The following is a 12,363-nucleotide window of genomic DNA, read 5'->3' as shown; positions in this document are numbered from 1 at the left end:
CCCGCGGCGGTCACCGCCGTCCTCCGCCCTGTCCCTCGCGGCGCCCGAACCGGTCGGCCCGCGCGGCGCTGTCCCGTACGCGGGGAGTCTGGGTGCCGACGGGGTGGCCCTCCGAGGGCGTCTCGATGCCGGCCACCGGGGGGATGCGGCCGTCGTGCCGCCCGGTGGGCGCGGTCGGTTCGGGCCCGTTCGTCGTGCGGTCGCCGGTTGTCGTCGAACGGGTCGGGAGGGCGGAGCCGCCCGGTCTGCCGCGTTGGACGACCGGGCGGTGGGCGGGGTGGGTTTCGGGCTTCATGCTGTCTGTTCCCTGCGTCGGGGTGGGGTGGGGTGGAGCGGGGCGGCCGTGGGGGCGGTGCGCGGTCAGCGCTCCTCGCGGAATTCGACGTGGCGGCGCGCCACCGGGTCGAACTTGCGAAGGACCAGCCGGTCCGGGTTGTTCCGGCGGTTCTTGCGGGTCACGTACGTGTAGCCGGTTCCGGCGGTGGAGCGGAGCTTGACGATCGGACGTACCTCGTTGCGAGCCATGGCGGGTAGCATACGACAATGATTTCCATTATCGATAACCTCGGTGAAGAGAGAGGCAGCCTCCGTATGTCCGCCCACTGCCAGCTGACCGGCGCCCGACCGGTGTTCGGCAAGAAGGTCTCCCACTCCCACCGGCGCACCTCGCGCCGCTTCGACCCCAACATCCAGACCAGGCGCTACTGGCTGCCCGGCGAGGGGCGGTACGTCCGGCTGAGGCTCAGCGCGCGCGCCGTCAAGACCGTCGACATCAGCGGGGTCGAGGCCGTCGTGGCCCGGATCCGCGCCCGCGGGGAGCGGGTCTGATGGCGAAGAGGAGCAAGATCGCGAAGAACGAGAGGCGCAAGCTGATCGTGGCCCGCTACGCGCAGCGGCGCGCCGAACTCAAGGGGATCCTGAGGTCGCCGCGGAGCACGATCGGGGAGAAGGCCGCCGCCCGGGCGGAACTGGACCGCCAGCCCCGCGACGCGAGCGCCACCCGCGTGCGCAACCGCGACAGCACGGACGGCCGCCCCCGCGGCCACCTCCGCAAGTTCGGCCTCTCCCGGGTGAACGTGCGCACGCAGGCCCATGCCGGAAACCTCCCCGGGGTGACGAAGTCCTCCTGGTGACCGTCCGCGGGGGCCGGGCACGGGTGACGGCCCCCGCGCCGGAACGGACGGGAGAGGAGGACGGCGGGGCGGGCAGGAGCCCGCGGGGGAGGGCCGCGCGGGCATCGGCCCGCCTGCGCCGGGTACCCGGGGGACGGAAGCCGGTGCGCGGCGGACGGAGCCGCAAGGGCGGGGCCCTGGAGAAGGCGTTGAGCATGAGCACCGAGGCGTAGAGCATGAACACCGAGGAGCGGCCGTGACTCGCGTCGAAGAGGTCCGGGCAGCGGTCTCTGAGATCCCCGCGGGCTCGGTGGCCTCCTACGGCGACGTGGGGCGGCGCGTCGGTGCCGGCCCGCGCCAGGTGGGGCGGGCCATGAGCCTGCTCGACGAGAACGTGCCCTGGTGGCGTGTGGTCCGCGCCGACGGCACGCCGCCCTCCTGCCACGGTGGGCGGGCGGCGGAGCTGTTCGTCGCCGAGGGGACGCCGATGCGCGGCGCGCGCGTGGACATGGCGCGTGCCCGGTACCACTGGGCGCCCTGACGCCCCGGCGGCGCACCGCCCCCTCAGGTGGTCACGAGGCCCGCGACGAGGTTGATCCCGGTGGCGAGGATGCCCGTGCCGAAGACGTAGGACTGCAGGGTGTGGCGCAGGACGATCGCGCGGATCGTCGGACTGGAGACGTCGGTGTCGGAGACCTGGTAGGTCATGCCGAGGTTGTAGCTGAAGTAGAAGAAGTCCCGGTACGCGGGCGGCTCGGCGGAGTTGAAGTCGATCCCGCCCGAGGCCGCGTAGTAGTGGTACGCGTACCGGGTCGCGTACATCAGATGCAGGGACGCCCACGCCGTGAACACACCGAACAGTGCGGTGGCCGCACCCACGTGCCCGGTGTCCGCCGTCCCGAGCAGGAGCAGCAGCACGATGGCGATCAGCCCGCACGAGGCGACCACCACGACGACGATCTCGTCGACGGCGGGCCGGAAGTCCTCGCGCCGTGAGTTGCCGCGGGTGGCGGCCGCGTCCATCGGCCAGAGCACCGTCCAGCCCGCCACCACGAAGGCCAGCTCGGTCGCGGTGATCCCGGTCAGGCCGCCCAGCACCGCCCCGGTGCCCGCCCCCACGGACGTGCCCACCACGGCGCCGGTGGCCACCGACCCGCACAACCGGGGCACGGCGTCCCGCGGCATCCAGGTACTCATGCACCACACCCTCGGTGTCACGGCCGCCGGGCGGCCGGGCGGAAGGCCGCCCGAACGGCGCGTCGGGCGGGCCGGGCCACGGAGGGTCGGGCGACGCCGGGCCACGGAGGTCTCACATACCGTGGCCCGGACCGGGCGAAACCGGGTTCCCCCGGCGGAGCGGCCGGCGGCGACCGGGCGGCCGGGAACCGGGGCGGCGCAGCGGTCGGGCGTGGTTACAGCACGGCGGCCAGGAGCAGCGCGATCAACGACAGCGCCGGCGCCAAAGCCTGGACGAGAGCGGCGCGGACCTTCGTGCGGTCGCTCAGCAGCAGGACCAGGGCCGCGAGGACCATGCTGGCCGTGCCCGTCGTGGTGAGCGTCCTGCCCACGGTCTCCGGGCCCGTGAACACCACGATCGCACCGGCGATGGCGGCCACGGCCAGGAACAGGTTGTAGAAGCCCTGGTTGAAGGCCAGTTGGCGGGTCGTGTGAGCCTGTTCCTCCGAGGTGCCGAAGACCGCCCGGGTGCGGGGATCCGTCCATCGGAGGGATTCGAGGACGAAGATGTACACGTGTATCAGTCCCGCGATCATCGCAAGGACGAGACCCGCCGCCAGCATGTGCGCTCCCCGCTGTTCCGCTGCTCCAACTGTGCCGGTCCGGCGGAGCGTTCGATGTTCCCGGCCGGTGGGCACCGGCCTGCTGCGGCAGCGTAGCAGCGGGGCGGCGGCACACCGCGGCCACGCCCCGGGCGGTGCGCGGTGCGGGTCTGTGCCCCGCCGACCGCCCGCCTACGGGTCGCGTTCCGCTCGCGGTGCGGACACCGGGCGCGAGGACGCCCCACGCCACGTGCCGCCCCGCGGGCGACCGTACGGGTGAACCCGGCCTCCCGGGGCGACCCGTGCGCGGACGGCGGCGGGAGGTGGTCGGCATCGTGGGGGCGCGGCCCGACCAGGAGCCGCGCCCCTTCCCGCACCAGGAGGCACCATGCTCGGTACCGAGTTCCGTACCGGATCGCCCAACTGGCTCGACCTCGGCAGCCCCGACACGGAGGCGGCCGCCGCGTTCTACGAAGCCGTCTTCGGCTGGCGGCACACGTCGGCGGGACCCGACGCGGGCGGGTACGGGTTCTTCCGGAGCGGCGGAAAGACGGTGGCGGCCCTCGGACCGCTCACCCAGGAAGGGGCGGCCTCCGCCTGGACGGTGCACTTCAAGACCGACGACATCGACGCCACCGCCTCCGCCGTCGGCGCGGGCGGCGGCGTCGTCCGGATGGGACCGGTGGACGTCATGGACGCCGGCCGGCTCGCCCACGCCACCGATCCGCAGGGCGCCGAGTTCGCGCTCTGGCAGCCCGGCAGGACAGCGGGCATCGAACTCGCCTCCGCACCGAACGCGCTGCTGTGGGTGGAGCTGCACGTCCCGGACCCGGCCCGCGACATCGCCTTCTATGAGGGCCTGTTCGGCTGGCGCAGCCAGGAACGGGAGGCGCCGGGGATGACCTACCGGGTGCTGAGCACGCGCGACGGCGACCAGGAGGAGGCGTCCTTCGGCGGGGCGGCACCCGTGGGCGACGCGGCCGGCGGGGGAGGCGAACGCCCGCGCTGGGTGCCCTACTTCTACGCGACGGACGTCGACGCCACGGTCGAGGCCGCCGTCTCGGCCGGCGGCGCCGAACTGATGCCGGCGACGGACGTGCCCGAGGTCGGCCGCATCTCCTGGCTCGCGGACCCGTTCGGTGCCGTGTTCGCGCTCCTGAGGCCCGATCCGCGGATGTGAGGGGCCCGGGGGGAACGCCCGGCCGCGGCCGGGCGCCCGCCCCGGCGGCCCAGGTAACGGGCGCCGGGACCGGCCCCGGGCGTCAGGGAGCGGGGGGACGCGGGAGACGCGGCGCACGGGGCGGACCTGCCGCCCGACAAGGGCCGGCAGGGCAAGGGGGCCGGGCAGGAGTGGGCTCCGCGGGGGCCGGCGTCCCGGCGGTGGGAGCGGCCCGTTCCTCGTCCCGTTCCTCGTCCCGTTCCTCGGCCCGTTCCTCAGACCGCTCCCGGCGCGATCACCCGCAGCCAGACCTCCCGCAGCGTCGCGGTCGCGCGGTCGAGCGGATCGGACCCTCCGTCGCCGCGGCCGCCGGCGGCAGGGGAGGAAGGGGCGGTGGCGATGGCATCCGCCGCGCCGATCTCGCCGTACGCGAGGTAGTAGCAGCGCTCGGTCATCCAGCACAGTGCGCGGGCGACGGCGGCCGCGTCGGCGGGGCCGTCGCCGTCGGGCAGCCCGGCGCGTACGAGGACCTGCCGCATGGCGGCTGCGAAGACCTCCACCGTCTCGTTCCAGGACCGTCCGACGGCCTCGTTGCGTGCCGCGTTCTCCACGGCCGCGCGCATCACGGTGCCGTGCTCGCGCCACATGCGCCCGGTGCGCAGCAGGGCACGCTCGACCGACCGGGCCGGCGGGCTCGCGGTGTCCTCCGCGGCCCGGGCCGCGTCCTCGCGGACGGCGATCATCGTGCGGGCCACGAGGGCCGCGAGGACGTCCTGCTTGGAGCGGAAGTAGAAGTAGAGCGAGCCGCGCGAGATGCCGGCCCCCTTCGCGATGTCCTCGACGGTCATCCGCTCCAGGCCGACGCGCGCGAGCAGCTCCTCGGCGGCGTCCAGGAGCGCCTGCTCGCGCAGGTCCCCCTTGCGTGGCGTCTCGCTCCGCCTGCCCATCCGGCCAGCCTCTCCTCTCGCCCGGGGCCCTGCCGGCCCGAGTGCCAGAGCCTACCCGCCCCGAGAAGAATCTACAGAGTGCAGAAAAAAATCTGCACGATGTAGACTCGAAGGCGTCCCTGTTCGTCCCCGACCGAGGGGGAGTCACGCCATGACCCGGCCGACCCGCAAGACCTTCCTGATCACCGGCGTCAGCAGCGGCCTCGGCCGCGCCTTCGCCCAGGGCGCCCTGGAGGCCGGCCACACCGTGGCCGGCACCGTCCGGCGCCCGGAGGACGGCGCCGCCTTCGAGGCGCTCGCTCCCGGGCGTGCCCACGCGCGCCTCCTCGACATCACCGACGACGAGGCGGTCGCGCGTACCGTGCGAGACGTCGAGGAGGGCGTGGGCCCGATCGACGTACTCGTCGCGAGCGCGGGCTACGGGCTCGAAGGCGTCTTCGAGGAGACGCCCCTCGCGATGCTGCGAGCCCAGTTCGAGGTCAACGTCTTCGGCACCGCCGCCACCGTGCAGGCCGTTCTGCCGTACATGCGGGCCCGGCGCCGCGGGCACGTCCTGGCGGTCAGCTCGATGGGCGGGCTCGCCTCGTTCCCCGGCGTCTCCGCCTACTGCGGCAGCAAGTACGCCGTGGAGGGGCTGCTGGAGGCCGTCGGCAAGGAAGTCGCCGGCTTCGGCATCCACGTGACCACGATCGCGCCCGGTTCCTTCCGCACCGCCTGGGCCGGCCGCTCCATGGTCCGCGCGCCCCGCTTCCTCCCCGACTACGACGCGCTGTTCGAGCCGATCCGCGCGGCCCGCTCGGCAGCCGACGGCCGTCAGCTCGGCGACCCGGCGAAGGCCGCCGCAGCGCTGCTCGCCGTCGTCGACCTGCCCCGGCCGCCCGCGCACCTGGTGCTCGGCTCGGACGGGCTGCGCCTGGTACGGGCCGGACGCGCGGCCGTCGACGCGGACCTCGCCGCGTGGGAGGAGCTGTCGCGCTCGACTGACTTCCCGGACGGTGCCCAGATCGGACAGGCGCCCGCCGGGGTCCGCGCCGGGTGAGTGGCGCGGCCGTGCCCGCGGCTGCGCGCATAATGCGGACATGAGGAACAGATCCGTCCTCGTCTACGACGGGGACTGCGCCTTCTGCACGACATGCGTGGAGTTCGCCGAGCGGCGCCTGCGGCCCGACTGCGACATGACGCCCTGGCAGTTCGCCGACCTCGACGCGCTCGGGACGACGGCGGAGCGCGCGCAGTACGAGGTGCTGTGGGTCACCCCCGCGGGGACGGTCCTCGGCGGGGCGCAGGCCGTGGCGAAGCTGCTGATGCGCTGCGGGGGTGCCTGGCCCGTCGTCGGCGCGCTGCTCACGCTGCCGCCGGTGCGCTGGATCGCCCACGGCGCCTACCGGCTGGTCGCGGCCAACCGCGCCCGGCTGCCCGGCGGCACCCCGGCGTGCGCGGTGCCGCCGGGGCGGGCGCCGGGCGCGTAGCTCCCCACCGGCCCGCGGACCATGGGCTGGGTAGGCCGCGCGGCGGGTTCACCACCACGTTGCACCTGGCGGTCGAGCAGGGACAGAGGCCCATGCCGATCGTGGTTACGGCAGGGCAGCGCGGCGACGCGCCACAGTTCGAGCCCGTGCTGGAGAGAGCCCGGGTGCGCCGCCTCGGGCCGGGCCCGCCGCCCGTCCGCCCCGGCCGGGTGCGCTCGGACTGGGCGTACGCCTCCCGTAAGAACCGCGCCTGCCTGCGCCGGCGCGGTATCCCCTGCACCGGCCCGGACACGGCCGACCAGCAGCGCCACCGCAAGAGGCGCGGCTCCCGCGGGGGTCGGCCGACCGGGTTCAACGCTGAGGACTACAAGGCTCGGCATGCCGTCGAGTGCGGTATCGACCGGCTCAAAAGGAGCCGGGCCGTGACCACGAGATGCGGCAGACTCGCGGGCCGCTACCAGGCCACTGTCCTCGTAGCGGCCGTCAATGAAAGGCTGTGACCGGCTTGCTCAGGGATGGCGGACGTCCGTGGAGTCGTGGCGGTTCAGGCGTTGATGGCATGTTCGACGAACTGGCCGCAGGCGCGGAACCCCAGACGGCGGTAAACAGGCTCTCCGTCGGCTGACGCCTGCAGGACCGCGATGCGGTGGTCTCGCTCGCGGGCTGCGTGAAGGGCCGCGAGCGTGATGGCTCCGCCGTAGCCACGTCGGCGGTGGGCGGTCAGGGTGGAGATGTTGTAGATGCCGGCGACTCCCGCGTGGTGGAACACCTCGGCGGAGCAGACCGGGCTGTTCTCCAGGTAGCCCACCAGGTACCGGGCCGGGCAGGTCACGGCGAGCGCCTGCGGAGCGGACCGGGCGAAGAACTGCCGGACGGTCTCGGCAGGTGGATGCCAGTTCGCGGCGAGGACCGTGGCGTAGTCCGCGAGCTGTTCGCGCGTGGTCACCGTCCGGATGTCCAGACCCGGAACGGCGAGAGGCGGCAGAGCGTCGTCCAGTTCGGCCCACATCGCCGTCTCCCGTTCGGAGACCGGCAGGCCGGCAGCCGTCAGGCGGGCGGAGAGGTCGGCCGGTGTCGAGGCGGGCCCCACCCACCAGGAGAACGGACGGCCCGTACCGACCAGGGTCTCCGCGGTCTCAGTGATACGGGCTGTGACGTCAGCGGCGGCGAAGCGGGCCGCGGCGACGATGTTGAACGTGTCGTCGTCCAGGCCGCTGTCCGCGACCAGGACGTCACCGGCCTCTGTGACGGTCGCGCCGGGCAGACTCCGGTGCAAATGACAGGCGTGTCCCGCCAGGTTCCGCTCCATCCGATCCAGCACGTCGGCTTCATCAAGGAAACGATCATTCATGGCGATTGATCCCAGCACGACCAGGCAGAGATCGCATGTCATTTCGGAAGTGTTGCCCGATGACCTGCGCTTTCGATACCTGCCCCAGTACTGCAACCGTCATGGCAAAGACCGTTGCAGTACTGGGGCCTCTCGTTGGGATCTTGCCGGGCTCGCGTGCCCCGGGCACCGCACCTCGCGGGGTTGTCGTCGGTCCCCGACGCTCCGCGTCGGCTCCCTCCTCCGCCTTGCGATGCACGGCACCGGACCCTTCCCCCGACCTCCGGCCGGGGGCACCCCCCTGATCCGACCTGATCCGAACGAAAGACCCTGGTGCGGGGCGGGGATCAGGCCTTGAGCGGGCCGCCGTTGATCGCGATGCGCTGCCCGTAGCGCGTGTACGGGTAGTAGTCGTACGTCGCGTGGTGCTGCACGCAGCGGTTGTCCCAGAACACCAGGGTGTCGGGCTCCCAGCGGACCCGGCAGCTCAGGACCGGGCGTCGCGCCGTCACGGCGAACAGCAGATCCAGGACCGCGCGGCTCTCCTCCTCCGACAGCTGGGGGATGCGGGTGGTGTAGGCGGGATTGACGTACAGCAGCTTGCGGTCGGTCTCCGGGTGGCGCACCACGAGCGGGTGCTCGCTGCGCGGCGCCACGTACCCGGCGGGCGGCGTCTGGCTGCCGAAGGCCGCCAGGCCGTCGTGGATCGCCGTGAGCCCGTCCAGCATCTCCCGCAGGGCGGGCGACAGCATCTCGTAGGCCAGGTGCATGTTGGCGAACAGGGTGTCGCCGCCGCTGCCCGGCTCCGGTATCCGCTTGAGATACAGCATCGAGCCGAGCGACGGCTCGGCGTCCGCCGATCCGTCGGTGTGCCAGCCGTTGCCGGCGACGTTGGCGGCCTCGGGGGTGGTGCTGATCTCCAGGATGTGCGGATCGCCCTCGGGCGGGGGCGGGTTGACCGGCCGCAGCTCGCCGAAGTGGCCGGCGAGGCGCAGGTGGTCCTCCTGCGTGATGTGCTGGTCGCGGAAGACGAGGACATGGTGGTCGAGGAACGCCTGCCTCAGCTCGCCCAGTTGCTCGTCCGTCAGCTCGCGGGACAGGTCGAGACCGCTGACCTCGGCCCCGACGACCGGCGTCAGGGAGCGTACGCGGAGGGTACGGAAGTCGCGCGGCGGCCGGGTGGTGACGCGTTCGACGGCTTCGAGTTCGTAGGTCTCCATGGGTCCTCCGGTGTGCGGCGGGTGCCCGGCCGATCGGGAGGCCGGGGCGTGGGCGTGGGTGTGAGTGTGGATGCGGGCCTGGACCTGTGTGGTCGCGTGCGGTTCACGGGTTGCCGGTTGCGGCTTGCGGCTTGCGGCTTGCGGCTTGCGGGGGTGCGGAAGCGGGGCGGTGGGTGGGTGGGCATTGCTTTCGACGGGGAGCTGCGAGCGGCGGGCCGGCGGGCGGGACGTGCCCGCCGCCGGCTCCCGCCGGGGCGTGCCGCTCATGTGACGCCCGGTCCGTCGTCCGCCGCGGGCCCGTCGATGGCCGCGGCCAGCGTCCGGGCGTGCTCGCCGCGCACGATGCCGTAGTGCGTGGCGTCCAGCACCCGGAGGGCCTGTGGCCGTGCCACGTACCGCGCCCACCGCTCGCGCAGCTCCGGCAGCGGGAGCGGCGCCGGCAGCCCCTCGACCGGGCGGGACGCCAGCCACACACGGGCGGGCGTGCCGGTGGCGGGCCGCACCCGGTGGCCGGCCATGGCACGGAGGTTGGCACGGCAGCACCGGGCGAGCCGGTCCGCGTAAGAGCGGGCCTCCTCGCCGCCCCGGCGCTCCCCGCCCGGGCCGGCCTGGGCGAGTTCGGCGGCGAACAGCGTGCGCAGCGCGTCGTCGCCGTAGCGCTGGTGGAGCGGTCCCGAGTCCGGGGCCGGCGGGTCGATCAGGTCGATCCCCCCGAACGCCCGCCCCCGCGACTCGGCGAGGCGCGCCATCTCCAGTGCGACCCAGGCGCCGAACGACCAGCCCGCGACCCGGTGGTGTGCCGGGTCGCCGGGGAAGCGTGCCCGCAGAGCGGCCAGGTAGCGCTCCGCCCGCTCGGTCAGGGACCACTCCGGGGCGGCGGGATCACGCAGGGCCGGGTCGGCGATCAGGCACACCGTGGCCCGGGGCCCCAGCGCCGAGACCAGCGGACGGTAGGCCTGGACGTCCCCGCCGACCGGATGCACGAGACACAGGACGCCGGGCCCGGTGCCCTGCTGCCACGTCTCGATCCGCACACCGTCCCTGCTCTCCCCGGCGCCCTGTTGCCACCACTCGATCCGGGCGCTGTCCCCGCTCGCGCCGGCGCCCGCCCCGGTGCTTTCCGCGCCCTCGGGGGTCGCTCCGCGGCGGGTCCCCGGTCCGGCGGAGCCCGCCGCGCTCCCGGCGGTGTCCGCGCCGGGGTCCGCGGTGCCTTTCCTGAAGGGCGCGGCGTTATCCCCGGCGGCAGGGCCGGCCGGGAACACCCGCGCCGCGTTCTCGGCGCCCGCCGCTGCCGCCCCTGCCGAGGAGCGCAGCTCCGCGAGGATCTCGGCCAGGCTCACGCGGTGGCTGAGCCGGGAGAGTTCCAGCTCCACGTCGAAGTGCCGCTTCACCTCGCTGATCAGGTCGAGCATGGTGAGGGAGTCGGCCCCCAGGTCGTAGAGGTCGGCCTCCGGGTCGATCGAGTCCACACCGAGCAGGTCCCGCAGCCACTCCTCCAGCAGGCCCGCCGCCTCCGGCCCGAGCGGCCCGGCGGGTGCGGGTGGACCGGACGGTACGGGCGACCCGGCGGGTACGGGTGGACCGGACGGTACGGGTGACCCGGCCGCCCCCGTCGTGGTGCCCGCACCGGAGAACGGGTCACGGGCACTCCCCGGCACGGCCGGCGCGGCCGTGCCCCGGCCGGAGTCGGCCGTGACCGGAGGAGCCGCTCGCCCCGGGAGGGCCTCGTTGGGGGCGCCCGCCGCGAGGCCCGTCCGGCCGGCGGCGTCCTCGGCGTCCGCGCGGGCGGGCCCGGCGGGCCGCACCGGCGCGCCCTCGTAGAACGCCCGGGACGCCGCCAGCTCCGTGGCCGACACGAGCAGGTGCGGGAGTTGAAGTGCGAACGCCCGGTCAAGGACGCGCATGCCCTCCGCCGTGTCCAGCCCGTACGCGAGGTGCGCGCGGTGCCGGGCGTCCGCCGCGGGCACGCGCAGCGCCATGCCGGCCTCGCGCCACACGTCCCAGTCGACGGCGATGCGCGCGGTGCGGTCCGCCGGACCGGCGGCGTACCCGGCGAAGGCGTCGAGGAGCCCGGCCGACGCGGCGTAGTCGAACTGGCCCACCCCGCCCAGCAGCGCCGACATCGACGAGCAGTGGAGCACCGTCGCCGGGGAGTACCGCGCCACGACCCGCTCCACCAGGAGCGCCCCCCGCATCCGGGCCGCCGTCCCGGCGCGTGCCGCGGCGGGATCGCGCAGCGCCACCAGCGCGCCCGCGGGCACGCCCGCCGCGTGCACGACGCAGGCCAGGGCCGTCGTACGCGCACCGATCTCCGCGAGGACCGCGTCGAGGTCGTCGGCGGCGAGGTCGGCCCGCACGAGATCCACGCGCTGTGCCCACGGCCGCAGGGCGTCGGGCAGGAGGGGGCGGCGGGCCAGCAGCAGCACCCGGCCGTCCGTTCGCTCCAGCAGCCACCGCGCGGCGGCCGTCCCGATGCCGCCCGTGCCGCCGAGGACGAGGTGGTCGCCGGAGCCCTGGTGCGGGGCGGGCCCGCCGGGGCCCGGGTCCGCGGCCACCGGGAGCGTGGTGAGGCGCCACCAGAATCCCTGACGCAGCGCCAGATGACCGGCGGTCACGGCCGCGTCGCCCGTGCCACCTGTCCCGCCCTCGCCGTCCGTGTCGCCCGCGCTGCCGGTGTCGATCGCGTCGCCCGTGCCGTGGCCGGCTGGTTCGGAACCGGCGTGGCTGCCGGCCAGCAGCGCCGCGAGGGCGTCCGCGCTGTCGCGCAGGTCGCCGGTCGGCACGTCGACCCAGCGGCCTCGTGCCAGTCCCTCCTGCCCGGGCACGGTGGCCGCGCCCGCCAGCAGGCCCGCCTCCGGCCGGACGACGGGACCGTCGACCGGGCGCGCCCCGTACGACACCCACCAGGGACGCACCGCGGGTGCCCCGCGCCGCCCGGCCAGCGCCCGCAGCAGCGCGGCGGGAGTGTCGAGGCAGGCGTGCCGGGCCCGTTCCAGGGTGTCCGGGCCGGGTGTGCCCGTCAGGGCGAGGGGCAGGGCGTGCAGCCAGTCGGCCCCGGCCCGCCCGCGCTCGCCGACGGCGTCGAGCAGCCGGCCCACCTGGTCCGGGTCCGCCGGGTCGAGCCGGTACGCGCCGTCGCCGACACGTTCGAACTCCGGGCCCGTCGACGCCCGCACCACGTGCGCGTACAGGTCCTCGAACGGCCGCAGCGCGTCCGGCGGCAGGGGCCGGTGCGTCAGCACGACGAGGAGGCGGGAGGTGGCGCGTCCGGTCGTCGACGCGCGGCGCAGGCGCACCCACTGCGGCTGGCGCAGCCACTCGGCCTCGGGCAGGCGCCGGGGCCCGTGC

Annotated in this window: 15 protein-coding genes; 7 read left to right on the top strand and 8 right to left on the bottom strand. The window is 74.8% G+C overall.

Annotation, left to right across the window (positions count from 1 at the left end; genetic code table 11):
• Positions 1-10: 10 nt before the first annotated feature.
• Both L1885_RS03070 and rpmG read right to left on the bottom strand, forming a co-directional pair.
• Complete coding sequence (locus L1885_RS03070) at positions 11-295, bottom strand: 50S ribosomal protein L31 (protein ID WP_235795385.1); 285 nt, start codon at positions 293-295, stop codon at positions 11-13.
• A 65-nt stretch (positions 296-360) separates the two neighbouring features.
• Positions 361-525 (bottom strand): 50S ribosomal protein L33, encoded by a 165-nt coding sequence (gene rpmG, locus L1885_RS03065; RefSeq protein ID WP_235795384.1) that lies wholly within the window; start codon positions 523-525, stop codon positions 361-363.
• Positions 526-591: 66 nt separating this feature from the next.
• Between rpmG and rpmB the strand changes: the two genes are divergently transcribed.
• From rpmB to L1885_RS03050, 3 genes are all read left to right on the top strand, one after another.
• Positions 592-828: a 50S ribosomal protein L28 gene (gene rpmB / locus L1885_RS03060; protein ID WP_235795383.1), complete on the top strand. Its 237-nt coding sequence runs from the start codon at positions 592-594 to the stop codon at positions 826-828.
• A complete protein-coding gene (gene rpsN, locus L1885_RS03055) occupies positions 828-1,133 on the top strand; it encodes a 30S ribosomal protein S14 (protein WP_235795382.1) in 306 nt (101 codons plus the stop codon). The genes rpmB and rpsN overlap by 1 nt, the downstream gene beginning before the upstream one ends.
• 235 nt (positions 1,134-1,368) lie before the next feature.
• Entirely contained in the window at positions 1,369-1,653 is a 285-nt protein-coding gene (locus L1885_RS03050; RefSeq protein WP_235795381.1) for an MGMT family protein, read from the top strand.
• Between the two features lie 23 nt (positions 1,654-1,676).
• On the opposite strand, the gene L1885_RS03045 is transcribed toward L1885_RS03050, so the two are convergent.
• Positions 1,677-2,309 carry a DUF1345 domain-containing protein gene (locus L1885_RS03045; RefSeq protein WP_235795380.1) on the bottom strand — a complete coding sequence of 211 codons (633 nt, stop codon included), beginning with the start codon at positions 2,307-2,309 and terminating at the stop codon, positions 1,677-1,679.
• Between the two features lie 215 nt (positions 2,310-2,524).
• A complete protein-coding gene (locus tag L1885_RS03040; protein WP_235795379.1) occupies positions 2,525-2,911 on the bottom strand; it encodes a DUF1304 domain-containing protein in 387 nt (128 codons plus the stop codon).
• A 367-nt stretch (positions 2,912-3,278) separates the two neighbouring features.
• On the opposite strand from L1885_RS03040, the gene L1885_RS03035 reads away from it, so the two are divergent.
• The gene (locus tag L1885_RS03035; RefSeq protein WP_235795378.1) at positions 3,279-4,070 is read left to right on the top strand and encodes a VOC family protein; all 792 of its coding nucleotides are present in this window, start codon (positions 3,279-3,281) and stop codon (positions 4,068-4,070) included.
• 254 nt (positions 4,071-4,324) lie between these two features.
• On the opposite strand, the gene L1885_RS03030 is transcribed toward L1885_RS03035, so the two are convergent.
• On the bottom strand, positions 4,325-4,996 hold the full coding sequence (locus L1885_RS03030) for a TetR/AcrR family transcriptional regulator (protein WP_235795377.1): 672 nt from the start codon (positions 4,994-4,996) through the stop codon (positions 4,325-4,327).
• Between the two features lie 151 nt (positions 4,997-5,147).
• On the opposite strand from L1885_RS03030, the gene L1885_RS03025 reads away from it, so the two are divergent.
• From L1885_RS03025 to L1885_RS03015, 3 genes are read left to right on the top strand one after another with little or no spacing between them, the layout of a single operon-like run.
• The gene (locus tag L1885_RS03025) at positions 5,148-6,035 is read left to right on the top strand and encodes an oxidoreductase (protein ID WP_235795376.1); all 888 of its coding nucleotides are present in this window, start codon (positions 5,148-5,150) and stop codon (positions 6,033-6,035) included.
• A 40-nt stretch (positions 6,036-6,075) separates the two neighbouring features.
• On the top strand, positions 6,076-6,465 hold the full coding sequence (locus L1885_RS03020) for a thiol-disulfide oxidoreductase DCC family protein (RefSeq protein ID WP_235795375.1): 390 nt from the start codon (positions 6,076-6,078) through the stop codon (positions 6,463-6,465).
• Positions 6,429-6,965 carry a transposase gene (locus tag L1885_RS03015; RefSeq protein ID WP_372481848.1) on the top strand — a complete coding sequence of 179 codons (537 nt, stop codon included), beginning with the start codon at positions 6,429-6,431 and terminating at the stop codon, positions 6,963-6,965. The genes L1885_RS03020 and L1885_RS03015 overlap by 37 nt, the downstream gene beginning before the upstream one ends.
• Before the next feature lie 44 nt (positions 6,966-7,009).
• Here the strand turns inward: L1885_RS03015 and L1885_RS03010 are convergent, their stop codons facing one another.
• From L1885_RS03010 to L1885_RS03000, 3 genes are all read right to left on the bottom strand, one after another.
• The gene (locus tag L1885_RS03010) at positions 7,010-7,774 is read right to left on the bottom strand and encodes a GNAT family N-acetyltransferase (RefSeq protein WP_235795413.1); all 765 of its coding nucleotides are present in this window, start codon (positions 7,772-7,774) and stop codon (positions 7,010-7,012) included.
• Between the two features lie 368 nt (positions 7,775-8,142).
• Complete coding sequence (locus tag L1885_RS03005; RefSeq protein WP_235795373.1) at positions 8,143-9,015, bottom strand: TauD/TfdA dioxygenase family protein; 873 nt, start codon at positions 9,013-9,015, stop codon at positions 8,143-8,145.
• 263 nt (positions 9,016-9,278) lie between these two features.
• On the bottom strand, positions 9,279-12,363 hold a 3,085-nt coding region (locus L1885_RS03000), incomplete at its 5' end, for an SDR family NAD(P)-dependent oxidoreductase (RefSeq protein ID WP_235795372.1).

The sequence above is a fragment of the Streptomyces fuscigenes genome, assembly GCF_021556455.1.
Classification (GTDB): domain Bacteria; phylum Actinomycetota; class Actinomycetes; order Streptomycetales; family Streptomycetaceae; genus Streptomyces; species Streptomyces fuscigenes.
The sequence above is the reverse complement of the archived record's forward strand: the minus strand, read 5'-3'. Positions and strand labels throughout refer to the sequence as shown.

Coding starts and splice junctions, on each gene's coding strand:
- L1885_RS03070 (WP_235795385.1), bottom strand. CDS start 295: ATGAAGCCCGAAACCCACCCCGCCCACCGCCCGGTCGTCCAACGCGGC.
- rpmG (WP_235795384.1), bottom strand. CDS start 525: ATGGCTCGCAACGAGGTACGTCCGATCGTCAAGCTCCGCTCCACCGCC.
- rpmB (WP_235795383.1), top strand. CDS start 592: ATGTCCGCCCACTGCCAGCTGACCGGCGCCCGACCGGTGTTCGGCAAG.
- rpsN (WP_235795382.1), top strand. CDS start 828: ATGGCGAAGAGGAGCAAGATCGCGAAGAACGAGAGGCGCAAGCTGATC.
- L1885_RS03045 (WP_235795380.1), bottom strand. CDS start 2,309: ATGAGTACCTGGATGCCGCGGGACGCCGTGCCCCGGTTGTGCGGGTCG.
- L1885_RS03040 (WP_235795379.1), bottom strand. CDS start 2,911: ATGCTGGCGGCGGGTCTCGTCCTTGCGATGATCGCGGGACTGATACAC.
- L1885_RS03035 (WP_235795378.1), top strand. CDS start 3,279: ATGCTCGGTACCGAGTTCCGTACCGGATCGCCCAACTGGCTCGACCTC.
- L1885_RS03030 (WP_235795377.1), bottom strand. CDS start 4,996: ATGGGCAGGCGGAGCGAGACGCCACGCAAGGGGGACCTGCGCGAGCAG.
- L1885_RS03025 (WP_235795376.1), top strand. CDS start 5,148: ATGACCCGGCCGACCCGCAAGACCTTCCTGATCACCGGCGTCAGCAGC.
- L1885_RS03020 (WP_235795375.1), top strand. CDS start 6,076: ATGAGGAACAGATCCGTCCTCGTCTACGACGGGGACTGCGCCTTCTGC.
- L1885_RS03010 (WP_235795413.1), bottom strand. CDS start 7,774: ATGGAGCGGAACCTGGCGGGACACGCCTGTCATTTGCACCGGAGTCTG.
- L1885_RS03005 (WP_235795373.1), bottom strand. CDS start 9,015: ATGGAGACCTACGAACTCGAAGCCGTCGAACGCGTCACCACCCGGCCG.